Below are 22,995 nucleotides of genomic sequence, written 5' to 3'. Positions count from 1 at the left end.
CAGGTAAATAAGACCTGCGCCCAATAATTGGAAACGCTTACTTAATGTTGATCTTGATGCTAATGGCGATGTTGCGTTAGCGCACGACCAAGCTGCCTCCCGCCTGTCAGTCCGGGACCTGGGGCGGCGCTATTCCGGCCGCTCCGCCTCCAGACAGGCGGGAGGCCGATTTTCCGAAAGGAGATCCGACATGAGCGCCGATACGCTGAATGCCCGCGCCGGCCGTCCTCCGCGCTCCCGCAAAGCCAGACGGGATTTCTGGGTCGGTACGGCCTTTGCTCTGCCCTGGATCATCGGGTTTCTCGCGTTTACCGTCTATCCGTTTTTCGGTTCCCTGTACTTCAGCTTTACAAGCTACGATTTGTTCAATTCGCCCCAGTGGGTGGGCCTGCAAAATTACATGGAGATTTTAAAAGACGAGACGTTCTACAAATCGCTGCGCAATACGTTCTTCATGGCGTTTATCTCCATGCCGATCGGGCTTCTCAGCTCGCTGCTGATCGCCCTGCTGCTGAACGTCAAGGTAAAGGGGATCGCTTTTTACCGGACGGTCTATTATTTGCCGGCGGTGATCCCGGTAGTGGCAAGCGCTATCCTCTGGACGTGGCTGCTTAATCCGGACTACGGGCTGATCAACATGCTGCTGCGGTCGCTGCATCTTCCGGACCCGGCCTGGCTGCTCGATCCGCGTTATACGAAGCCTTCTCTCATCTTGATGGGACTGTGGGGCTCCGGAGCGGGATCGCTCATATTTCTGGCGGCGCTGCAGGGGATTCCCCAGCAGTTTTACGAAGCGGCCTCGATCGACGGGGCAAGTGTGTGGCGCCGGTTCTGGCACATTACGCTGCCGGGGCTCTCTCCGGTCCTCCTCTTTCAGCTCATTATGGGCCTCATCGGATCGTTTCAGATCTTTACGGAATCGTTCATTCTTACGGGAGGCAACCAGGGCGGCGCCTTGGGGGGACCGGATCATTCCCTGATGTTTTACGCCGTATATTTGTATCAGACCGCCTTCATGTATCTGAAAATGGGCTACGCGTCCGCCTTGGCCTGGATTCTGTTCGTCATCGTCGTCCTTATGACCGTACTCGTGCTGAAAACGTCCGCCCGCTGGGTGTATTACGGAGGTGATTGAATGGCAGCTTCCACGAACCTTCAAAGGGGCGGAATGAGCGGCTTGCCGGGTACGTCTCCCGGGATGCCCGAGAACAGGCGCAGGCGCCCGCTGCTCGTACTCCGCAGGACGGTCCTGCCGCATGCGGCGCTGTCGCTGCTCGGCCTTATCTTTCTGTTTCCGTTCATCTGGCTGCTGCTGACTTCGCTTAAGAACCCGTCGGAAATCTTCCAGGTCCCGCCCGCCTTTTTCCCGGAAAAGTGGCAGTGGAGCAACTACGGGAACGCCATCGGGTCGATTCCGTTCTTCCTGTACATGGGCAATACGCTGCTGCTGTGCGCGGTCAATATCGTCGGCCAGCTTTTCTCCGCGCCGCTTGTGGCCTATTCCATCACGAAAATCCCGTGGCGCGGAAGGGGAATTATTTTTTCGCTCGTCGTGGCGACGATGATTTTGCCGGCCCAAGTTCAGATGATTCCGGTCTATATCATTTTCGCGAAGCTGGGCTGGATCAATACGTTCCTGCCGCTGACGATCGGCAGCTTCTTCGGCGCTCCGTTTTACATTTTCCTGCTGCGCCAGTTTATGATGGGGATTCCGGGCGAGCTGTGCGAGGCGGCCAAAATGGACGGCGCATCCGAGCTGCGGACGTACGGCCAGATCATCGTTCCGCTGCTGAAGCCGCCGCTGATGACGATTGCCCTGTTCACGTTCGTGGGGACCTACACCGATTTTATGGGGCCGCTCATTTATTTGAACGACAATACGAAATGGACCATTACGGTCGGGCTGCAGGGGTTTCTGCAGGATCACGGCGCTCAATGGGAGCTCCTGATGGCCGCTTCCGCCATTTTTACGATTCCGATGGTCGTCTTGTATTTTTTCGGGCAAAAATATTTTATGAAAGCCGGTTCCACGCTTTCCGGTTTTAAATAAGGGCCTCGTGCCGATCGGTAATGGGCGGGGACTTGCCGATCCGTGCAGAGAAGAATTAGGGAGGGGAAGAATGGCGATGAAAATTAGCCTCAGCATGTGGAGCGTTCATGCTTATTGGTACGGGGGAAAATGGGACATCACCGATTTTCTCCGTTTTGCAGCCGGGACGAAAGCGGAAGGGGTAGAGCTCCTGTCCGTTTTCTGGAAGGACCGGGAGCGCGAGCTGCCCGAGATCGACCGGGTGCTGGATGAGCTGGGACTGGAGGTCGCGTGCTTCTGCGCATGCAACAACTTCGTAACGGCCGATGCCGCAGAACGGGCCGCCCAGCTCCGGGAAGTGAAGGAAGCCGTCGATATAGCGGTCCATTTCGGAGCGCCCGTCGTGCGGGTTTTCTCCGGAGACCGGCCGGATGAGACGATGCCCGTGGACGAGGGCATGGGCTACGTGCTGGAAGGTCTGAAGGCGGCTGCCGCTTATGCGGAAGAGAAGGGCAAGGCGCTGTGCCTGGAAAACCACGGGCTTTTCGCGGGCCGCAGCGACCAGGTGCTGGAGATCATCCGCGAGGTGGGTTCTCCGGCTCTGCTCAGCACGTTCGACACCGGCAATTTCCTGCTGGTGGGCGAAGACCCTTCTGCAGCCGTACAAGAGCTGCGGGGCCGGGTAGGGCATGTCCACGTCAAGGACTTCCTGCGGACGGAGCCGGGTGCGGAGGGGAGCATAAACGCCCTGGACGGCACGCCCTATGCGGGTCGTATAGCGGGAGAAGGTGACGTGGACCTGCCGTATATTTTCCGGGAGCTGGCGGCGAGCGGGTACGACGGCTGGCTCACGGTCGAGTTCGAAGGACTGGAGGAGCCTGCGGTAGGCTCCGTAAAGGCTCTCGACTACGTGCATGAACAACTGGAGCTTCTGAAGCGGGAATAGCGAAACGATAACGAAAACAAAGGCAAGCGGAAGAGGCTAACGGAACAGAGGCCGCCGGCCGGAAAAGATACCCGCTAGAACCGCCGGCAATCGGCCGATTGAGCGGATATCCGTAAAAACAGACCGGCCGGACACCGGACCGTCATCCAAAAAAAGGCGCCTGCGTGCCGCTTGCAGAGCGGCTTGCCGGGCAGCCCACACGCAAAGGAGCGAAAAGACGATGAGTATTCGCGTTGGAGTCATCGGGACCGGTTCCATTGCCCATATGTTTCACCTGAAGCATTACAAGGATCACCCCGATGTGGAGCTTACGGCCGTGGCCGATATCGACAAGAACAGGGCCGACAAGACGGCCGCCGAATACGGGACGGCATCGTACGCGTCGGCCGAGGAGATGCTGAACGCCGAGCGGCTCGATGCGGTCAGCATCTGCACGTTCAACGACAGCCATGTGGCGCTGTCGCTGCTGGCGCTGGAACGCGGCCTCGACGTGCTCGTCGAGAAGCCGATGGCCATGAACCATGGCGAAGCCGTACGGCTCCACGACAAGGCGGCCGGGAGCGACCGGCTCGTCATGGTCGGCATGAGCCACCGGTATCGCGCGGACGCGCAGGCGCTGCAGGGCATGGTTGCGTCGGGCGGGCTCGGCAGCATCTACTACGCGAAGACCAAGATCCTGCGGCAGCGCGGTGTGCCCGAGGGCTGGTTCACGGACAGCCGCTATTCCGGCGGCGGACCTCTGATGGACATCGGCGTCCATGTGCTGGACCTGGCCTGGTGGATGATGGGCTGTCCTCAGCCCGAATCGGTCACCGGCAAGCTGTTCCGCAAAATCGCCCCTTACTCGACCAAGGGGATAGCGGCTTATACGGCTCATTCCGACATCAACAAGTCGGAGGGCGTCTACGATGTGGAAGATCTGGGCACCTCTTTTATCACGTTTACAAACGGCGCCGTCCTGACCGTCGAAGCAAGCTGGGCTGTCAACGGCAGCCAGGATGACGCCGTTAAGGTGGAGCTTTACGGAACGCGGGGCGGGGGAAGTCTCGAGCCGCTGAGCGTATTCACGGAAGTGAACGGCTTCCCGGTGGAACACAAGCTTTCCGTTCCGTCCGTGGACTACTATAAGGCGGAGATCGCCCATTTTATCGACTGTGTAAAAACCAGACGCCAGCCGCTCTCGGATGCGGCGCAGGGGTGCGAGGTCGTCGGGATGCTGGAAGCCATCCGGCTCTCCTCGGAGTCAGGTGAGCTGATCCGGCTGTAGCCCGGAGTCAAGCCGTCATGAACGAGCCGAAAATTACGTATCTGGACGGATTGCGCGGTACGGCTGCACTGGTTGTCGTTTTTGCCCATTTTCTTCAGGTGTTTCTGCCGTCCATGTTCGAAGCTCGGCCGCAGCTTTCCCACTTTGCGTTCGATCAGTGGATTCCGCGTACGCCGCTCAATCTGTTGTTCAACGGCAATTTTGCGGTCTGCCTTTTCTTCGTATTGAGCGGATTCGTCCTAAGCCGCCGCTTCTTCCGGAACCGCAAACGCTCGATTGTGACGGCCGCGCTTCTGAAAAGGTATTTCCGTCTCGCCATTCCGGCTTTCTGCTCGCTGCTCCTCGCTTTCGCGGTTATGAAGCTGGACTGGAATTTTTACGAGGAGGCGAGGGGGTACACGCGGGCTGCGATGCCCGACCCGTACACGACGGTCCCGTCGTTTGGGGCGCTGCTGGAGCAGGGCTTTATCCATACGTTCTTCGGGTATGGCATGGCTTATAACCCCGTACTCTGGACGATGACCTACGAGCTTTTCGGTTCCTTCCTCGTTTACGGTCTGCTTCTGGTCTTCGGCATGTCCCGTTTCCGGTTCATCCTGTATGCCGCAGGGGTATGGCTGTTCCGGGATTCTTACTATCTGGGCTTCGTGCTGGGCATGCTGCTCAGCGATTTATCGGCCGTCCCCGGCCGGAATTTGATTGCACTGCGTCCCGGAGCCGTTCCTGCGATATTTGCGCTGCTGGGCCTCTTCCTCGGCTCGGTTCCTTATGTCGGCTGGCAGGGAACCGTCTACGCCTGGCTGCCGCTTGAACCGGACGGCTTCCCCGGAGTCGTCGCCTACCGGACCGCGGGCGCGGCTCTGGTCCTGCTTGCGCTGCTGAACAGCCCGTCTTGGCAGAAGCTGTTCGCCGGCAGACCGATGGCTTATCTCGGCAAGCTGTCTTTTTCGCTCTATCTCGTTCATTTTGCCGTGCTTTGCAGCTTCTCCTGCCTGCTGTTTCTGCGGCTTGACGGCTGGCTGCCTTACGGGCAGAACATCCTCGTGACTACGCTCGTTTCGCTCCCGCTTATCTTTGCGCTCGCCCACCTAATGTACCGGCTGATCGACGAGCCGGTCGTCAGCCTGCTTTCGCGGGTGCGATTCGCAGCGCGAAGCCGCAGGAATACCGATGCCGCCGTAAGACATGCCGGGACGGAAGCGGACCTGTAGCTTGCGGGCGTATACGCGCCGCAAACCCGAAATCCTGAATCCGGCGTTGACCGCCCCCATGCGGCGTTTAACCGCACCGGCAGCACGGTGAGAGGCTCCGTAAGCCGGAGCGGCGAAACGGACATACGCGCATACGCGCAGCCGAGCCGATCCGGCCAAAGCCGAACAGCCGGTTCCCTGAAAGGGAGCCGGCTTTTTGCTATCCAAGTCTTCCTATGCGAAACGAGGAAACGGCGGACAGATTACGCCTGGGTCACAAACTCGCCGCTTGCGGCATCGATAAAAGCGATCCGGCTCCGCCCGCTTCCCTTGAGGATGGGCGTATACAGAAGATAGTAGGCCCCTTCGGGCGTTACGGCGTCATAATCCCGCTCCCACTCCAGCTTGAAGTCCGTTGCTTCCACGTAGAGCCGATGAGCTTCGTCTGCGTTCAGCTTCGCAGCGGGAGCAAGATTCCGGATTTCTTCCGGATTCCAGTCGGGTCCCGAGAACCGGTCCACATATCCGGTGGAAGCATTCACGCATAGCGTCACGAACTGCAAATAGAGAGGAACGTCTTCATAGCGGAGCTGCCACGTAAAAAAGTACCGGAGCTGGCCTTCCGATTCCGATCCGACGTCCTCGTCGCTTTTTTCCTGAACATAAAAAGCGAGACCTGGCACTTGCAGCCAGTCGTGCATCGCTTTGCGCAGAAAAGCGTCCGCCCGTTCCAAACATTCTTCGTACGAGAGCGCAAGCTTCCCCGGGCGGCGGATCATCCAAATGAAGGAGCGAAGGCGCCCGGTGTCCTTGTCTGCGGTCGCTTTCACCGTGTCTTCCATCCTTCTGCGGAAGTAGCCGTCCAGCGAGAGGTCTGCCGGATTTTCCTCCCGGTCCGGAGCGTGCCAGACGATTCCCTTGAGGTTCTCGTCCATATCCCTTTCCCTGTTTCTTACGAGAGGATAGGTGGAAATGCCGATCAGCTCTTCAAGACCGCCGAGCGAATCATCGGTCTCCTTCGGCGATAACTCGTACGCCTTGTAAGCCTCGTGCTCCTCTTCCGCCTCGGCATCCGTCCCCTGCGCCAGACCCGTCACGGCGTCGAAACGCCGGTAGCCGGGTTCCGGCTGATAAACGAGACGGAGCCGGTTGTCGCCACCCGCATATAATGCCGGGATGAGTTTGACGATCGCCAGACTCATCCGCACGCTTTCGGCCAGCTGCTGCCGGAGCCGCTCATGCTGTGCCAGAGAGGCGGGGAGAGGAGGCGAGGCCGCCGTCCCTTTGTAGGTGAAACTGGTTACCTCGCCCGATAAGGTAAGCCGCATAAAGGCGCCTGTCTGGGGAAGCGGAAGATCGAGGGCGGTTTGCGCCCATTCGAAGAACACGCTGCGCTCCTCGAACCGGGAATCCGTCAGGAGAAATCTGTCCGCATCTTCCGGACGTTGGGAGAGGAAGAAAGACCGTGCACGTTCCCTCAAAGCCTCCTCGCCGATCGGAGCGGCTTCCTTGCACAGCTCTTCGTCTACGGAGTATGAGAGCAGCCTGCCGGCCGCATCAAGAGTGACGGAGATTCCGCTCTCGCCGGATGGCTCCTCCCAGACAAACAGGACCTGTGTCTCTCCGTCCTCCGGTTCCTGCACGTCCTCGATGATCAAGTTGAAGTGTGCCGGTACGGAACCGGTCACGGCTGCTTTTTGCTTAAGTTCGTCGATAAGCATCGCAATCGCCCCTTTGTCGGCGGGACACGGTAGGTCCCTATTTGATAGCGGAAATATTTGTTCCGTTTACGTTTAAAACACAGTTTCGAGCAAGGATTCCTCAGCCTGTTGTCGAAAAGGAAAGATTAGCCTCACATTTTAGGAAATTTGGGTGATACCATGAAAAAAACCGCTGCGGCTTCCGCCGTTCTGCTGCTTTCCGGCATATTGGCCGCCGGGTGCGCAGGCAATTCCAACGTATCAAATTCCGGAAGTCCTGTCCAATCTCCGGCGGCGACCGCCGGCGCTTCCGCGTCTCCGGCTACCGCGCCGTCACCGGCTCCGGAAAAAACGCCGGCAGGCAGCTTAAAGCCTTCCGCGTCTCCGTCCGCATCGGCTGCGCCGGGAGTTTCTCCCGCGCCTTCGTCCGCGGTTACGGCTTCGCCGTCGGCCGCACCATCCGCTGCTCCATCGGCAAAACCGTCCGCTTCCCCGGGAACCGCGAAACCGTCCTCGCAGCCGAAGGGCGAAAGCGGCGCCAGCCGTCAGGCTCTATCGTGGTATTACATGAAAAAGCCGAAAGGCCAGGTGCCGGATTTTCCGAAAGAAACGAAATCCTTTACCGCCAAAGAGAAAGCCGTCTGGGTCGGACAAGGCAAAAACGTATACCTGACCATAGACAATGGCGGTCCGATGGGGGACACCGCGAAACTGCTCAAGACGCTTAAAGAGAACAACGTGAAGGCGAACTTTTTTATCTCGGGCAACAACGTCAAGGCCCACCCCGATTTTATCAAGCAGCTGGCGGCGGACGGACATCTCGTGGCCAATCATACGATGACGCACAAAGATATGAATACGCTGAGCGATGAGCAGGTACGTAAAGAAATCACCGACTTCGAGAAGCTGTACAAAAGCATTACCGGACAGGATGTCGTCAAATATTTCCGCTTTCCGTACGGGAAATACAGCACGCATCTGCTCGATCTGACTTCGGATATGGGGTATACCTCCGTTTTCTGGTCGACCGCGATGCGTGACTGGGAGCCCCGCGCCAACGGAGCCGAGGATCCTTACAACGATATCATGAACAACCTGCATCCGGGCAATATCATTCTCATGCACCAGGGTTCCAAAGAAAACATGGAAGCGCTGGACCGCATTCTGAAAGACGTGAAAAAGGCCGGCTACTCCTTCGGTCTGGTTAGTGAGATCAAGCGCTGACCCCTGAGTGTCAGGAGTGCCTGATCTCGTCCGATCCTATTCCAGCCAATCCTGCAGCTCCGGGCGCATGCCGCTCCGGAGCTGCTTTCGTTGGCACCGAATCGGAAATCTGGTATGATACCTAGGTACATTTCGGCTTGGGCAATCATATTCTATCCATGTATTTACAAGCAATCATTTCATTCGCAAAGGAAGCGTATTAGTGTGCAGCAAGCGATAGCCATCCTAGACTCCGGAGTCGGAGGTTTAACCGTTGTAAAAGAAGTTATGCGACAGCTTCCGCAGGAGAAAGTGATTTATTTCGGCGATACGGCACGGACGCCTTACGGCCCCAGACCCGCCGATGAAGTTCTCGCTTTTACGAATCAAATTGTGGATTACCTGATCCAATTTAACCCTAAAATGATCGTGATCGCCTGTAATACCGCGACGGCGGTCGCGCTGGAACAAATCCGCGGCCGGCTGGATATTCCGGTGCTTGGAGTCATTTCTCCGGGAGCGCGTGCCGCGATCAAGACGACTCGAAGCGGCATTGTCGGCGTGATCGGCACGGAAGGCACGATCCGGAGCAGAGCGTACGAACAAGCACTCAAAACGATCTCGCCCACGATCCAGGTTCACTCGCTGGCCTGCCCGGCCCTGGTGCCGCTCGTGGAGAGGGGTTTGTATTTCTCCAGGGAAGCAGTCGATACCGTGCGCGATTCCCTCCAGCCGCTTCTCGACAAGCCCATGGATTGTCTCATTCTCGGCTGCACGCACTACCCGTTCCTGACGGAGGCGATCGCCCGTGTGGTCCATCCGGACGTGACGCTGATCTCTTCCGCGGACGAGACCGCCCGGGAAATCAGCACGATCCTTTATCACCGGGGAATGCTGGCGACCACCAAGGACATTCCGGTGCACCAGTTTTTCTGCAGCGGCGACGCCGAGATGTTCCATCGGATTACGGGCTCTTGGCTGCGCGAGCAGCTGCTCGAAACTCCGGTTGTGTGGCAGGTGCCGACGTTCGTCTAGCCCGCCCAAATTCCGCAATCAAACGACAGGACCGGTAAGTCCCGGCCGTATTCTGTTAAGAATCGGCCGGAACCCGCCGGTCCTTTTGCGTGCCCGGGACATGAAGAAGGGAGAGGGGGCATAGACATATACTCACAACTGGGTACAGGGAAGCAAGTGCGTGAAGGAGACCGGCTTCTCTTTGCCTTGTCCTGAGGAGGTATGGGTGGTATGCCGTTTCGCCACGTCGTTCAGCAAGGGGAGACGCTGCAGCGGATCGCCAGGTTGTATGCAGTCAATTCCGTTTCCCTTTTGGCCGCGAACCCGCAGCTGAGTCTTCATGAGTATGTCATTCCCGGACAGATTGTCCTGATTCCCGCCAAACTCGATCATCAATATACGGTTCAACCGGGAGACGCTTGGGAAAGCGTGTCGCTGCGTTTCGGATTGTCGGAGGAAGAGCTTTGGAAGGCCAATACCTTCCTGGACCCGGCCGTGCTCAGGCCCGGCGTCACAATTGATGTTCCGGCTGTCCGCGACAGGTCCGTGGTCCGCACGTCCGAGGAATACGGGTACCCCGAAATGCTCCGGGATTTGACGCTTCTGAAGGAACGGTACCCGTTTCTGGAGGAAACATGCATCGGGCACAGCGTCCTCGGCCGGAACATTCCCGTTGTACGCATCGGCACCGGTAACCGGGAGATCCAGGTCAACGCATCGTTTCACGCCAACGAATGGATCACCTCCCTGGCGGCGGTGAAGTTTCTCGAGGAGTACGCGGAGGCTGTCCGTCAAAGAGGGGACCTCCACGGTTCCGATGCGGCGGCCCTGTTCCGCGAGACGAGCCTATGGATCGTGCCGATGGTGAACCCGGACGGAGTCGAGCTCGTGCTCGGGGGCATCTATCCGGCGCATCCCCTGTTCACTTCCCTCCATGAGTGGAACGGAGGGTCGTTTGATTTCCGCCGGTGGAAAGCGAACATCAACGGCGTCGATCTTAACGATCAGTTCCCCGCCTTCTGGGAAGAGGAGCGGGCCCGCCGTGCGGTCCCCGGACCCGGACCGCGCGACTATACGGGCGAGGCTCCGCTGACCGAGCCGGAAGCGGTAGCCGTGGCCGATTTTACCCGCAGCCGCAGCTTCCGTCACGTCGTCGCCCTGCATACGCAGGGGCGCGAAATTTACTGGAACTACCGGGACTACGAACCGGATGACGCGGAATTTCTGGCCCAGAAGCTGCAGCAGGCCAGCGGCTTTAAGAGCGTAAAGCTGCGGGGCAGCGATGCCGGGTTCAAGGACTGGTTCATCTACGAATTCCGGCGTCCCGGATTCACCGTTGAACTCGGAAGCGGGATCAATCCGCTCCCGCTGGAGCAGTTTCCGGCGCTTTACGAAGAAACCGCCCGGCTGCTTGTCCGAGCTCTCGCCCTGTAAAACGCGCAAAGAAGCCCCCGCCGCCGGTACATACGTCCAATCCGTCTGAAATCGGTTCCCATATACTGAACCAGGCGTGTGTTAGGGGAGGGAATTACGATGGCTGGAAAAAGCGGAAAAGCAAAAGGCGCCAAGAAGATTGAATCATCCGGCAGGGCGCAGTATACGATGAGGATTGTCGAATCCTCAACCTGTGCTTCTTGCAAACAACAATGCGTAAGGGGACTGAGGTATCTGGAACAGATGTCCCGGCCCGGGGCTCTCGGCAAAGGAGTACCCTGCATACTGACGCGAAGAAAACTCAATTGAGTTTAAAAAGCGTGTCGATTTCGGCTGCCAAACCAACCGACTGATTCCGAAGACTCAGGCCCGGACATTGTCCGGGCCTTTTAAGGTTTAATTTACATGACTTAAAATGGTAAAAGATACCTATATAAAGTAATTGTATGAATTATGCATTTTAATGGTAAACTAGTAGAGATTATAGGTATAAAGGTTTTTGAAGTTTAATTAATTTTGTTTTATGATAAAGAGTAAGACCAATCCGAATAGGAGGAATAGTATGTCCGGGATTCTGCCACTCGACCAGTTCAAGGAGTTGGAACGTGAGGAGCAAATACGGTTAATCAATCAGTGGAAAGAAGATTATTCCGTAGGCGAAATAACGTCGGCATGGAAGCTCAACAATGCGGCAACCTACTATACCATTTTGAAAAAACTGAACATCTACAACGACACGGTCAGAACGTCCAACAAGTTTATGGGCTATACAAATTACCGCTCCCAAAGCAGATCCTTGGAACGGCCTTCCGAGCCGTCCGACTTCCGGCGCCTCCCCGAATCTGTTCAGGCAGAAAATCGTCCGGCCGTTTCGGCCCCCGCCTTATCGATCTCGGACAACTTCCGCTACAACGTTAACGGTACCTACCCGGCCGAAGAGGTCGCGCAGATTTTGGAGCGGCTCAGCCTGTTTCTTAAAATTCGGAGTCACGTTCCCGTGAACGTGGAATTGAACATCCGGTTCGGCGACTCGGATGCCGTGACAAGCGAGCTGCAATCCGGCGAACCGCACAGTTGAACGCAAAATGTAAAGGGTTTTCAAGGACGGAGCATCGGCTTATGCGAGATGCTCTTTGTTCTTTTCAAGGCGATTACGGGTAAGAGGAGAGTATACGGCAGAAGAAGGACCAAACTGGAACGCAAAAGGCCGTATCGCGTATAGGCTATTAGGGACTTCCGTTACAGACCGGGACACGGCGCAGATGCCGCACTTCCGGTTTGCGGGATCATGTCCCACCCTAAGGAGGGAACCCGTGTGAAAAAACTATTGTCACTCCGCCACTGGGGCCATGTATTCAAGCGGGCGGGCAAACTGCTGATGTCACCGCAAGTACCGATCGGCATTAAACTTCTTTTTGTAGTTCCGGCACTGTTGTACTGGGTACTTCCCGATGTCCTGCCTTTTATGCCGATAGACGATATAGCCGTCACGATGATGCTAGCCAACTGGTTTACGGGTTGGATGGAGCGCAAGTATCCGCAGGCTTAGATGAATCCAGCGCCGCCGGCCGGGAGGCAAGGCAGCATGATCCGAATATAGAGGTAAAGATACACTCTGAAAGGCCGGGCAGCTTGGTGCCGCATCAAGAACGACTATGTACCGGAGAAGTTTGTACGCCGCGATCCGGCGGGAACGGGTTTACCCCGCGCCCCCGGTCGCGGCTTTTTGGCATGCTGTCCAAGCGGTAAACGGCCTGAATAAACTACGGTCCTCGGCAGAAAGGATGAGAATGCCTTACAGGGAGTGGCTGTCCCCCTGATGGAGGGAGCACTTGTTCTCGATAAACCGGATCTGGTTCTCCAGACGGTTCGCTTTCTCGCTATGCACGAGAGAGCCCGGAATCATGCTGATTCTGAGGTCGTTCAGCTCTTCCTTCAACTGGTGCAGGTCCAGACCCGCGTGGGCGCAATCGTAATTGCTTTCGAGATTTTCAATCATCGGTCGCTGCCTCCCTGTTTCAAGGATGAAATGACTTATTTGCTTTTGCCGCTGCTGTTCTTGCGGTCGGAAGTGCGGGTCGTCGTGTTTTGCCGAGCGTGGCCCTGCTGTTTGTGAGACACTGACGTTCACCCCCTGTCCGGTCGGACTGGTCAAGACTGAAGCACATTCACGATGCTTAGTATACGGCGCGGCGGGTTTTCTATACGCTTCTCCGGATCTTCATGACGCTTCTTACCGTCCTTACGAGTCCATAAAAAAGACCCTGAATCGGGCATGTAACCCCTTTCAAGGTCGGCTTTAAAAAAAGATTTATTGCGAAACGCCCGAGATCAGACGGTTCTCCAGGCTCTTTTTGACTTTCTTGATGGCCTCTGTTTCCACCTTGTGGTCCGAGTGAAACTTTTCTCCGGAGAGCGCCATGGCTTCCTTAACGGTCATTTCAACAAGAATCGTTTCGTCCCCTTGGGGGATGTGCAGATTGCCATTCATGTTCTTCACTCCTTGTCAATCAAGATTAAGGGTGCGACTGCTCGGTGTCGGAAGCGATGAATGTTGCCGGGTGAGACGCGGAAAGTCTTCTTACTCCGCCTTTTTAATATAACACATGATGTAAGGTCACTCAATAGGCCGCACATCAAAAAAAGGAAAAAAACAGAGCTTCCGGACAGCCGGAAAACTCTGTTTTTAGCGGGGAAGCTGATTTAACCGTTGATCTTGATCCCCAGCACGTGATCCAGCGGAACGGGTCCGATATCGCGGCTGTCTTTGCTGTTGTTGCGGTTGTCTCCCATGACGAACACGTGGCCCGCGGGAACGGTAATTTCCTCGTTCGATTCGTACAGCATCGTTTCGTTGAGATAGGGCTCGTCCAGAGGCTGCCCGTTGCGGTACACTTTGTTGTCTTTGAACTGGAGCTTATCGCCCGCTTTGCCGATGACGCGTTTGACGTACAGGTTATCGTCCACTTTCCCGCTCAGCAGTGAAAACAGGGGATGTTCCATGATGTCGTCCTTAAGCGTACGCTCCCGGTTTACGCGACTGTCGATAATGACGATGTCCCCGTAGTCCGGCTCGTAGCCCAGCGTATGCGACAATTTGGATACGTAAATACGTTCCTGGTCGGATAGAGTCGGGTCCATCGAATGACCCAGCACCTTGGTCGGCTGAATACCGAAGATTCCGATTACCAGTGCAATGACGAACGCGATTCCGAGGGAAAGCGCCCAGCCTCCAATTTCTTTTGCCACTTTACTCATCGCAAGTTCCCTGCCTTCCGGTTTACAAATCTCTCCTGGCTTCAGTATATCACGGCTGTTCACGCCTAGACAAAAAAAGAGGCCGACGGGGCCTCTTTCTTCTTTAAGCTTGTCTATATGGGCAGGGTCAATATTCATCCTCCGGGGAACGGATCCACTTGCGCAGATAGCCCTGGTCGTACAACGCTTTGATCAGAATAATCAGAATCGGGGAAAGAATAACGCCTGCGACTCCGAAAAGGGACAGCGAGATGATCATAAAGGACAGCATCGTAAAAGCGGATACTCCGAGCGACTCGCCGGTAATCTTGGGCTCCAGCACCTGCCGGACGAGAACGACTACGGCCAGCACGACGGTCAGCCAGATGCCCATCATCGTGCTTCCCGCGATAAAGTGGTACACGATCCACGGCACGAACAGGGTCGAGACGCCGAGCAGCGGCAGCACATCGAAGAAAGCGGCCAGCAGCGAAATCGTGAAGGCGTTGTCGACACCGAGAATCATGAGCGAGATCAGAACCATGACGAACGTGATGGAAATGAGAATGAGCTGGGATTTCAGGTAGCTCACGATGCCCTTGATAACGTTCTCGCGAAGAAAATCGAACGCTTTACGGAACGTTTTGGGCGTTTTTTCGCGGGCGTTCTTTTTCCACCAGTCGATTTCAAGAGAAAGGAAGAAGGCCAGAATGACGCCGACCACAAAATTCAGCATAAACGTAGAAAAAGAAGTAACGAGTCCCATGACGCCGCTGGTCAGGAAATTAAGCAGGGTTTTCAGGAAATTCGTGGCGAAGCTTGTCGCTTTCGTCGCCATCTGATTGGCGATTTCCCTGGATTTCTCGATCACATCGGGAGGGAGCGCCTCGATGCTGTTTTGCAGATCGATCGTGCGTTTTGTAATTTGTTCCTGAAGCATCTGGGTATACTTGGGGAGCGCCGTAACCAGATTGTCGATCTGGCTCGTAAACAGAAATCCCGCTCCGGTGAAGACGGCCAGTATGACGAGGATGAAAAGCAGCGTCGAAATTGTCGTCGCGAGCATTTTTTTCAACCCCCTGCGGTGAAGGAAGCGGGCGAGGGGCTCGATCATGGCGAAAATGATGAACGCCCAGAAAATCGGCGTGGCGATCGAGTAAATAAAGCTGAACAATTTCATGAACAGAAAAACAGTGAGGACGATCAGCCCAATGTCCAGGATGGTTTTGTAGTACCGTTTGTAAAACGATATCATAGCATTCCTCCGTAATCGTTATGGCCGCTGGCAGGATGTGTGGGGGATGACAGGGTAGTTGCCGGGCAGGTTTGCCGTGCTCTGGCAGGTTATGTAGGTAAAAAAACAACCGGGGACGGACAGGTCGCAAGCTTCAGGCATGCTGCCCGTCAGCCTCCCGGCTGCAGGAGAACCGCGGTTACTGCGCAGTGAGAATGAGCGGTCCGTCCTGCGTGATCGCGATAGTGTGCTCATACTGGGCGGACAGGCTTCCGTCCACCGTACGGGCCGTCCAGCCGTCGAGATCCACGGTGGCGAAGTACATGCCCGTATTGAGCATCGGCTCGATCGTCAGCACCATGCCGTCCTTGAGCCTCGTTCCGCGGCCGGCCGGGCCGTAGTGGGGCACCTGAGGCTCCTCGTGCATCTTCTGGCCGATTCCGTGGCCCGTGAAATCGCGGACGACCGAGTAGCCGCGTTCTTCCGCGAAGACTTGAATCGCATGCGCGATATCGCCGATCCGGTTGCCGATGACGGCTTGCTCGATGCCTTTGTACAGCGATTCCTTCGTCGTCTCAAGCAGATTGCCGGCTTCTTCCGAAACCGTGCCGACCGCATAGGACCAGGCGGAGTCCGCGAGCCATCCGTCCAGATTGACGACCATATCGATGGTTACGATATCCCCATTATTCAGCGGCTCTTTCTTCGGAAAACCGTGGCAGATGACATCGTTCACGGAGGCGCAGGTTGCGTACTGATATCCTTTGTACCCTTTCTGTTCCGGGGTGGCGCCGTTCTCGTGCAGAAATTGTTCCGTGAACTGGTCGATTTCCCAAGTGGTCACACCCGGACGGATCATTTTCGCGATTTCGCGGTGGCAGGCCGCCAGCAGTTTGCCTGCGCGATGCATTTTTTCGATTTCGTCTTTGGTCTTAATCGTTACCATAAGAGCGTATCTCTCCTCTGCCGAATGATTTTGTATATTCCATCAGTATGACCTTTCGGCAGCTTCTAGTTTCGTTCGGGTCAAAAAAAGACGCCGTTGTGCGCGATTGACATCCCGATAAAGGTCAGCGTAGCTTGACAAGCTTTCCGAAGCCCGTAAGAAAGCCCAAATTCCATAGTATAAAATAACCGCATAAAATTCAAATCGTCCGGGCCGAATTTCCCCTGCCGCAGAATTAGATTATGCGGCGGTCCGTCATGCGGCGCGGCGCCGATGCCCCGGAAGCGGAAGGCATGCGAGGTCGCTCTTGCCGGAGCTTTTAATCCGCCGGCGGATCGCCGAAAAACCGCATGTGCCCTTTTTCCGCCCGGTAATAATCCAGCCTGTCCTGAAGCGTGCCGGTGTGAAATTCGAACTTATGCCCGTCCGGGTCTTCGAAATAGAGCGAGCTTTTGTCCCGGCTGTCCCGTTCGCGGCCCGGCAGAAGAGCCCCGCAGGCGGCAAGCTTCGCTTCGAGGGCGGGCAGATCCTCCTCGTCCACCGTAAAAGCGAGATGCGTGTAGGACTGGCGAATCTCATTGCGCGGAATGCCCCGCTCGGTGTTCAGGGCAAGCCACAGCCCTCCCAGGTCGAAATAGGCGAGGGAGCGCCCCTTCACGAGCAGTCTGGCCCCTAGCACCTCCCGGTAGAAACGGATTGAGCGCTCCAGATCGGAAACGGAAACTAGTAAATGGTTAATACCGCGAATTGTCACGGCTTTGCCTCCTCCGGCTTGCGACTTCTTGTTGATTTCAGGCGAAGCTTTCTTTACAATAAAGATTAAAAGAAAGAATGATAACTTTTCAGGAGATGTGACTACACTATGAACGTCAAAATTTCGCGCAACGCAGCTAAAGTTTTGAAACTCGAACTGGAGAAAGAAGAGAACCAGGGTCTTCTGGTCCGCGTCCAGGTAAGCCATAACCACGGCGATCACGCTCACTATGCGCTTGGTCTCGATACACAAACGGATAACGATGTAGTCGTTTCTACCGATAAGGATGTCGACGTCCTGCTGGAGAAAGATGAGCCGCTGCTCGACGGCATTCGGATCGATTACTTCTACATTCCTCAAGAAGGGTTCATGATTACGAATCCGAGCAAGGGCAATCACGGGGATCATTAATGGCTAATGATATCCGGATTTGCGATAAATGCAAGCATATGCGGGTGAAAACGGCGCTGCCTAAGCTTCAGAAGCTTGCATCGGATGCCGAAGTCAAAGTCGGCTGCAAATCATACTGCGGACCTTGCGCCCGCTACGCATTCGTTTTTATTAACGGCCGTTACATCAAAGCGCCGACCGAAGACGAAGCAATCGAGCACGCGAAGAAATTTGTGAAGTAGCCAAAGAAACGGCCCGGGGAACCGGGCCGTTTTTTATTTGGCTGAAGACCCGATTCCGGTTGTTCAAGCGGGCCTCTCGGCGCCGGTCAGGGCCAGAAGCGCTTCTTCCAGCGTCGGATAGCGGAACTGGAACTCATGCTCCAGCAGCTTGCGGGGAAGAACGCGCTGTCCTTCCAGCAGAAGCATGGAAAGCTCCCCCAGGACAAGCTTCAAGGCGAAGGCGGGGACCGGCAGGACATGAGGCCGCCGCAGCACGCTGCCCAGCGTTTGGGCGAATTCCCGGTTGCGGACCGGATGAGGAGCGGTCGCGTTCACGGGACCGGATATATCCTCATTGCGGATACAGGCATCGATCAAAGCGACCATATCCGCGATATGGATCCACGACATCCACTGGCTTCCGCTGCCGATCCGGCCTCCTGCGCCGAATTTGAACGGAAGAGCCATTTTGGGAAAGGCGCCGCCGTCGGTTCCCAGGACGAGACCCGTACGGATTTTGACGATCCGTTCTGCGGGAATCCGGTCGGCGGCTTCCTCCCATTCCTTCACGACCTCCGCCAGGAAATCATCGGCACGGACGGGACTGAATTCATCGTATGTATGAGTTTCGGATGTGCCGTAAATCGCCATAGCCGAAGCGTTTACGACCACCCGGGGCTTGTTTTGGAGCGCTTTTAGGGTTGAGGCGACAGCCGCCGTCGTTTTCAGGCGGGAAGATAGGATCTGGCGCTTGGCGGTTTCGCTCCAGCGCTGATTAATGGTGGAGCCGGCCAGATTGATCCAGGCGTCTGTGCCTTCAAGATACCGGGGATTGTGCTCAATCTCCGACCAGGTTACGGTTTGGACGCCCGCATAAGCATGTCCGGAAGCCGAACGGGAAATGAGAATAAGTTCATCTCCCCGCTTTTTGAAATGGGCAATAAGATGTCCGCCGATAAACCCGGTTCCTCCGCTGATGGCAATTCGCATGAGCTCTCTCCTCCTTCTCTCTAATTTCCATTATATGCCGAACCGTTTTTTTCCACAAACCTGCTCAGGGTGGAATTTTTCAGGACCTTAGCGGCCTCCCGCCGGGACGAAGCTAGTACTTTTGAACGCAAAAGCACGGTATTTCCGGAGGAAGAAGCGGGTCAAAACTGGTTTTTACTGGGCTCTTTCCAGTGGTATAATAGCGATATACATAGGGAGAGGAGGAAAAGACCGATGATTGCTATCCGAAAATTATCCGAATGTACCCTTGACCAGGCCGTTCAGGTATGGAACGAAGGGTTTTTCGGGTACTTTGTCGACATGACGACGAATCCGGGTGCCTATATGACGAGACAGGCGTACGAACAATTATCGCCCCAGCATTCCATTGTCGCTTTCGACGGGGAACAGCCGGTCGGGTTTGTTTTGAACGGAATTCGTATGGCGGGGGGCGGTAAAATTTCCTGGAACGGAGGCACCGGAATCATTCCGGCGTACAGAGGCCGAGGAGTCGGCCGCAAGCTGATCGAAGCCTCGCTGGACATTTACCGCGAAGAAGGCGTCGATACGGCTACGATCGAAGCGATTGCGGGCAATGCCCCGGCTATCGCTCTCTATGAAAGCGTGGGATACGTCACGCGGGACACGCTGCTGATCCTCCGGAAAGCGGGCGGAGCTGCGAGTGTCGGTCCGGCAGAGGGAACCGGTGAGAGCCGGGGAGCATTGGGCGATGCGCTGCATCCGGGGGCCATAGAGACCGATGCGGCGGCTGTACGCGCGGACGGGTCTGCCGATGCCTCCGGCTTCATAGCGGCGGCGCGCCAGGCGGATGCGCCGGAGGAAGGCCGGAGAGGGCATGGCGCCCTGTCGGCAGCGGAAGCAGGGCAGCCGGATGGGGGCCGGTCCGCCGGCAGGACCGAAGCGGCAGCGGCGCGGCATAACGATGCCGCCGGTCGGTATACGCTGCGCCACGGCACCGCCAGAGACGCCGGCCTCCTGCCGTTCTATCCGGCCCTGGGTGCGTGGCGGGGGCATTGGGCCAGCTTGCCGGCGGGAGAGTCGCTGATTATGCTCGAAGACGGCAAGCCGGCCGGCTACGCCCTGTACATGCGCGTCTACGAAGCTTCGGGCAAACTTGCCGGCGTCACCCTTTACCAGTGCGAAGCCTCGCCGGACAGCCGGGACCCCGAGACTGTGCTCAGGACTCTGCTGGAGACCGTCCTGGACGGGTACGGGGAAGCCTCGCTCAGCGCTTCTCATATTCCTTCGAGCCGGACGGATCTGCTCCGCCTGCTGGAGGAGAGAGGGTTTCAAACCGCTCACGAGATGGTCTGGATGACCCGGGACATGACGGAAGAAGGCCGGGCGTGATACGATAGCGGGACAGCTCCGGCCGGCAGGAAGGCTGGCGGTGTCCCGGGTCGAAAGAAGACCTGGCGCCGTCGACCGTGTTATTCCGCCGCCGGGCAATCCGAAAGATTTAAAGGAGATTGTAACGATGACTATGGACCGTTCCCTAATCGAGATCAGCAAATCGCTGCTGCAGTCGAGCCTCGGCGTAAAGCCGGGCGAGCTGCTTGTCGTTGTGGCCGACGACTATAAGAAAGAACTTGCCGAGCATGTGCATCAGGCCGGACTGGAGCTGGGGGCGGATGCCTCCCTCGTCGTCATGAAGCACCGCGAGAAATCCGGCGAGGAGCCTCCGGCTCCGGTTGCGGCGGCGATGCGCGAGGCGGATGTGGCCATCTGCCTGACGCAGTACTCGCTGACGCATACGGGCGCGCGCAAGGAAGCGGCGGCCAGCGGCACACGCGTGGCGACGATGCCGACCATCACGGAAGATATGTTCCGTGAAGGGGCGATCTCGGCCGACTACGCCCAAGTGCGCGAGCTGACCGAGCGCGTGACCGCCCGGCTGACCGCCGGGAGCCGGGTTAAGATCGAGAAGGAGCACACGGCGCTCACCTTCTCGATCGCGGGCAGAGCGGGCGTGCCCAGCACGGGCGTCTACCTGAATCCGGGCGAGTCGGGCAACCTCCCTTCGGGAGAAGGCTATATCGCCCCGGTGGAAGGGAGCGCTTCGGGCACGCTGCTCGTGGACGGCTCCATTGCCGGGCTCGGCAAGGTAACGTCTCCGCTCACGCTGACCGTGGAGAACGGCCGCCTTGTCGGAGCGGAGGGGGAGCAGGGCGAGGCTCTGCTTGCCGTGCTTGGCGACGGGGACGGCCGGCTGCTGGGCGAGTTCGGCATCGGGACGAACGACAAGGCCCGGATTACCGGCGTCGTGCTTGAAGACGAGAAGGTGTACGGCACGATCCATGTGGCCTTCGGGAGCAACAATACGTTTGGCGGAATCGTAGCGGCCGGCGTCCACATCGACCTCATGGTGCTTTCACCGCGCGTGTATATCGATGACGAGCTGATTTTGGAAAACGGGCGTCTGCTCGTGTGACCCGTCGCATGGACGGAGCTCTCTTGCGAGCCGCGTTTTGTCAGGCGACGCTGCACCGCGTGCCGGGGGCGGAGTCGCGTGATTTAGACGAACGTATATCCGTCCGGCTTGAAACTTGTCCGACCGGCGGAAGAGCCGGAGCTCTCCGTCCTTGATCTTGCTGCCCGTACCGGGCGGCAAGATTTTTTTTGTTGTGCTGGACGAATTGTCGTGTATAATAACAAAAATATACAACAATTGACCGAAGGTAAACGAATGCCTTCCTGGTTACCCGGGCGGCCGGATTCCCGGAAATGTTCGGAAGGAGACTGATTGGCTTGAATCGAATACGGCATTTTTTATCTTCGTATCACCCGCTCGTGCACACGCTTCTGTTCGGTACAGTGATGGCGCGGGCAGCTTCCTCCATGAGTATGCCGTTTCTGGCGCTTTACCTCGTAGCCACGACGGATATGAGCAAAGGGATGATCGGTCTCGTTATCGGCGCAAGCTCGCTGGCGGGAACGGTAGGCGGATTTATCGGGGGGACGCTCTCGGACCGGATCGGCCGCAAAGCGGTCATGCAGGGGGCGCTGTTTACATGGGCGGCCGTCTTTGTCGGCTTTTCGCTGGTGACGCACCCTCTGCTGTTTCTTCTGCTTAATCTGATCAGCGGCCTGTGCCGTTCGTTCTACGAGCCGGTCTCTCAGGCGCTCATGGCGGATTTGACTGTAAAAGAAAAACGGCTGCAGGTTTACTCGCTCCGCTACCTGGCGATCAATGTCGGAGTGGCGGTAGGTCCCCTGCTGGGTGCGGCCTTCGGGATGGTGAAGGGCTCGCTTCCTTTTCTTCTTACAGGGATCGTGTATCTGTTCTACGGGATCTTCCTCGTCGTTATGATGAGAAAATTCCAGGTTCAGACCGTATCCAAGGAAGTCAAGGAGAGGGTAACGTTCGCAGCCGCATGGAGAGTCGTCCGCAAGGACATGATCCTGCGCTACCAGCTGCTGGGCGGGATGATCGGCGCGATCGGCTATTCCCAGATGTCCATTACCCTGTCGCAGTACGTGAACGAAAATTTTGCCCAAGGGGTCCAGCTGTTCGCGGCGATGATGAGCGTCAATGCCGTCACCGTGATCGTGCTCCAGATTCCGTTGTCCAAGCTGGCGGACCGGAAGTCTCCGCTTACGGCGATCGTCGTGGGGAACCTCCTGTTCGCGCTCGGGGACGTCGGCTTCGCGCTTTCGAACCACTGGCTGCTGCTTATCGCTTCGATGGTCGTTTTCACTATCGGGGAGACGCTCAATTTTCCCGCATCGACGATGCTTATGGACAAAATCGCCCCGGACCATATGCGAGGCACGTACTTCGGTGCGCAGACCCTTACCAGCCTCGGACATTTTGTCGGCCCGTGGATCGGCGGTCTTCTGCTGGCCTCGATCGCCGGCAATATGTTCCTGGTCATGGCGGTCGTGACGGTCGCCAGCTCGTTTTTATATTGGCGGGGGAGTCACCTGCTTACAAAACGGATAGAAGGCGACTATGCCGCCGCCACCACCGGTTCGGCATAGCTGCGAAACAAATGGATTTCGTTTCCCGGACTTATCCGACAAAGAAAAAAACGGCCTCTTCGCCCGCATGCATGCGGGCGAAGAGGCCGTTTTTAATTAGTTCTGGTAAGGTTCAGAGCGGTGACTGACTGCGGTGTTCATTCTTGCTTTCCGGACTCTCTTCCGGACTTTATCGTACCGTAACGGCCGCTGTTGTAAGCTTTGCTTCGGTCTGCAGACCCTCATCCGCTTTGGGGCTGACTACGACCGCGAGCAGAAAGGCGAGAACGGAAACGACCACGGCCGTTTTACGGAATAGCGGGTGATGAAGAAAGCGGAACCGCTGGTTCTGGCCTTTCGATTTCGAATGAACGAGAGCTGCGAACATAAGCATAGAGATAAAAAATAAGACAAGCGCCAGAATACCTTGCATAGCGGTTCCCCCTATAAATAATAAAA

General features: G+C 56.8%; 24 protein-coding genes. 15 read left to right on the top strand and 9 right to left on the bottom strand.

Annotated elements, in window-relative coordinates; translation table 11 throughout:
- Nucleotides 1-190 precede the first annotated feature (190 nt).
- The 5 genes from ACI48J_RS19280 to ACI48J_RS19260 all read left to right on the top strand — a co-directional run bounded on the left by ACI48J_RS19280 (nt 191) and on the right by ACI48J_RS19260 (nt 5,453).
- Entirely contained in the window at nt 191-1,135 is a 945-nt protein-coding gene (locus ACI48J_RS19280; protein ID WP_405079789.1) for a carbohydrate ABC transporter permease, read from the top strand.
- Nucleotides 1,136-2,050 carry a carbohydrate ABC transporter permease gene (locus ACI48J_RS19275; RefSeq protein ID WP_405079788.1) on the top strand — a complete coding sequence of 305 codons (915 nt, stop codon included), beginning with the start codon at nt 1,136-1,138 and terminating at the stop codon, nt 2,048-2,050. It begins immediately after the preceding gene.
- Nucleotides 2,051-2,120: 70 nt separating this feature from the next.
- Nucleotides 2,121-2,975, top strand: a complete 855-nt coding sequence (locus ACI48J_RS19270; RefSeq protein WP_405079787.1) for a sugar phosphate isomerase/epimerase family protein — start codon at nt 2,121-2,123, stop codon at nt 2,973-2,975.
- Nucleotides 2,976-3,195: 220 nt separating this feature from the next.
- Complete coding sequence (locus tag ACI48J_RS19265) at nt 3,196-4,242, top strand: Gfo/Idh/MocA family protein (protein WP_405079786.1); 1,047 nt, start codon at nt 3,196-3,198, stop codon at nt 4,240-4,242.
- 17 nt (nt 4,243-4,259) lie between these two features.
- The gene (locus ACI48J_RS19260; protein ID WP_405079785.1) at nt 4,260-5,453 is read left to right on the top strand and encodes an acyltransferase family protein; all 1,194 of its coding nucleotides are present in this window, start codon (nt 4,260-4,262) and stop codon (nt 5,451-5,453) included.
- A gap of 242 nt (nt 5,454-5,695) precedes the next feature.
- On the opposite strand, the gene ACI48J_RS19255 is transcribed toward ACI48J_RS19260, so the two are convergent.
- Nucleotides 5,696-7,153 (bottom strand): YcdB/YcdC domain-containing protein, encoded by a 1,458-nt coding sequence (locus tag ACI48J_RS19255; protein ID WP_405079783.1) that lies wholly within the window; start codon nt 7,151-7,153, stop codon nt 5,696-5,698.
- Nucleotides 7,154-7,312: 159 nt separating this feature from the next.
- Between ACI48J_RS19255 and ACI48J_RS19250 the strand changes: the two genes are divergently transcribed.
- From ACI48J_RS19250 to ACI48J_RS19230, 5 genes are all read left to right on the top strand, one after another.
- Nucleotides 7,313-8,356, top strand: coding sequence for a polysaccharide deacetylase family protein (locus ACI48J_RS19250; RefSeq protein ID WP_405079782.1), 1,044 nt, complete (start codon nt 7,313-7,315; stop codon nt 8,354-8,356).
- A gap of 204 nt (nt 8,357-8,560) precedes the next feature.
- Entirely contained in the window at nt 8,561-9,370 is an 810-nt protein-coding gene (gene racE / locus ACI48J_RS19245; RefSeq protein WP_405079781.1) for a glutamate racemase, read from the top strand.
- Nucleotides 9,371-9,580: 210 nt separating this feature from the next.
- Entirely contained in the window at nt 9,581-10,783 is a 1,203-nt protein-coding gene (locus tag ACI48J_RS19240; RefSeq protein WP_405079779.1) for a M14 family zinc carboxypeptidase, read from the top strand.
- 562 nt (nt 10,784-11,345) lie between these two features.
- Nucleotides 11,346-11,861, top strand: a complete 516-nt coding sequence (locus ACI48J_RS19235; protein WP_009676709.1) for a hypothetical protein — start codon at nt 11,346-11,348, stop codon at nt 11,859-11,861.
- A gap of 237 nt (nt 11,862-12,098) precedes the next feature.
- On the top strand, nt 12,099-12,332 hold the full coding sequence (locus tag ACI48J_RS19230) for a hypothetical protein (RefSeq protein WP_405079777.1): 234 nt from the start codon (nt 12,099-12,101) through the stop codon (nt 12,330-12,332).
- Between the two features lie 246 nt (nt 12,333-12,578).
- On the opposite strand, the gene ACI48J_RS19225 is transcribed toward ACI48J_RS19230, so the two are convergent.
- The 6 genes from ACI48J_RS19225 to fosB all read right to left on the bottom strand — a co-directional run bounded on the left by ACI48J_RS19225 (nt 12,579) and on the right by fosB (nt 16,954).
- Nucleotides 12,579-12,782, bottom strand: a complete 204-nt coding sequence (locus tag ACI48J_RS19225) for a DUF2524 domain-containing protein (RefSeq protein ID WP_405079776.1) — start codon at nt 12,780-12,782, stop codon at nt 12,579-12,581.
- A 312-nt stretch (nt 12,783-13,094) separates the two neighbouring features.
- Nucleotides 13,095-13,274: a hypothetical protein gene (locus ACI48J_RS19220; RefSeq protein WP_405079774.1), complete on the bottom strand. Its 180-nt coding sequence runs from the start codon at nt 13,272-13,274 to the stop codon at nt 13,095-13,097.
- 212 nt (nt 13,275-13,486) lie between these two features.
- On the bottom strand, nt 13,487-14,041 hold the full coding sequence (lepB, locus tag ACI48J_RS19215) for a signal peptidase I (RefSeq protein ID WP_326052794.1): 555 nt from the start codon (nt 14,039-14,041) through the stop codon (nt 13,487-13,489).
- Nucleotides 14,042-14,168: 127 nt separating this feature from the next.
- The gene (gene ytvI, locus ACI48J_RS19210; protein ID WP_405079773.1) at nt 14,169-15,275 is read right to left on the bottom strand and encodes a sporulation integral membrane protein YtvI; all 1,107 of its coding nucleotides are present in this window, start codon (nt 15,273-15,275) and stop codon (nt 14,169-14,171) included.
- Nucleotides 15,276-15,453: 178 nt separating this feature from the next.
- Nucleotides 15,454-16,200, bottom strand: coding sequence for a type I methionyl aminopeptidase (map, locus tag ACI48J_RS19205; RefSeq protein WP_009676742.1), 747 nt, complete (start codon nt 16,198-16,200; stop codon nt 15,454-15,456).
- Between the two features lie 319 nt (nt 16,201-16,519).
- Nucleotides 16,520-16,954 carry a metallothiol transferase FosB gene (gene fosB, locus ACI48J_RS19200; protein ID WP_405079772.1) on the bottom strand — a complete coding sequence of 145 codons (435 nt, stop codon included), beginning with the start codon at nt 16,952-16,954 and terminating at the stop codon, nt 16,520-16,522.
- Nucleotides 16,955-17,062: 108 nt separating this feature from the next.
- Between fosB and ACI48J_RS19195 the strand changes: the two genes are divergently transcribed.
- On the top strand, nt 17,063-17,365 hold the full coding sequence (locus tag ACI48J_RS19195; protein ID WP_009676739.1) for a heme biosynthesis protein HemY: 303 nt from the start codon (nt 17,063-17,065) through the stop codon (nt 17,363-17,365).
- The gene (locus ACI48J_RS19190) at nt 17,365-17,586 is read left to right on the top strand and encodes a DUF1450 domain-containing protein (RefSeq protein ID WP_009676710.1); all 222 of its coding nucleotides are present in this window, start codon (nt 17,365-17,367) and stop codon (nt 17,584-17,586) included. The genes ACI48J_RS19195 and ACI48J_RS19190 overlap by 1 nt, the downstream gene beginning before the upstream one ends.
- 63 nt (nt 17,587-17,649) lie before the next feature.
- On the opposite strand, the gene ACI48J_RS19185 is transcribed toward ACI48J_RS19190, so the two are convergent.
- On the bottom strand, nt 17,650-18,555 hold the full coding sequence (locus tag ACI48J_RS19185) for a TIGR01777 family oxidoreductase (protein ID WP_326052789.1): 906 nt from the start codon (nt 18,553-18,555) through the stop codon (nt 17,650-17,652).
- Between the two features lie 234 nt (nt 18,556-18,789).
- On the opposite strand from ACI48J_RS19185, the gene ACI48J_RS19180 reads away from it, so the two are divergent.
- The 3 genes from ACI48J_RS19180 (at nt 18,790) to ACI48J_RS19170 (ending at nt 22,557) form a co-directional block, all read left to right on the top strand.
- Nucleotides 18,790-19,926 (top strand): GNAT family N-acetyltransferase, encoded by a 1,137-nt coding sequence (locus tag ACI48J_RS19180; protein WP_405079770.1) that lies wholly within the window; start codon nt 18,790-18,792, stop codon nt 19,924-19,926.
- A gap of 133 nt (nt 19,927-20,059) precedes the next feature.
- Nucleotides 20,060-21,007, top strand: coding sequence for an aminopeptidase (locus ACI48J_RS19175; RefSeq protein WP_405083253.1), 948 nt, complete (start codon nt 20,060-20,062; stop codon nt 21,005-21,007).
- A 317-nt stretch (nt 21,008-21,324) separates the two neighbouring features.
- Nucleotides 21,325-22,557, top strand: a complete 1,233-nt coding sequence (locus ACI48J_RS19170) for an MDR family MFS transporter (RefSeq protein ID WP_405079768.1) — start codon at nt 21,325-21,327, stop codon at nt 22,555-22,557.
- 169 nt (nt 22,558-22,726) lie between these two features.
- Here ACI48J_RS19170 and ACI48J_RS19165 read toward each other — a convergent pair whose 3' ends face one another.
- On the bottom strand, nt 22,727-22,969 hold the full coding sequence (locus tag ACI48J_RS19165) for a hypothetical protein (protein ID WP_369994988.1): 243 nt from the start codon (nt 22,967-22,969) through the stop codon (nt 22,727-22,729).
- Nucleotides 22,970-22,995: the final 26 nt, after the last annotated feature.

The organism is Paenibacillus chitinolyticus, assembly GCF_045038035.1.
Lineage (GTDB): Bacteria > Bacillota > Bacilli > Paenibacillales > NBRC-103111 > Paenibacillus_F > Paenibacillus_F chitinolyticus_A.
The sequence above is the reverse complement of the archived record's forward strand: the minus strand, read 5'-3'. Positions and strand labels throughout refer to the sequence as shown.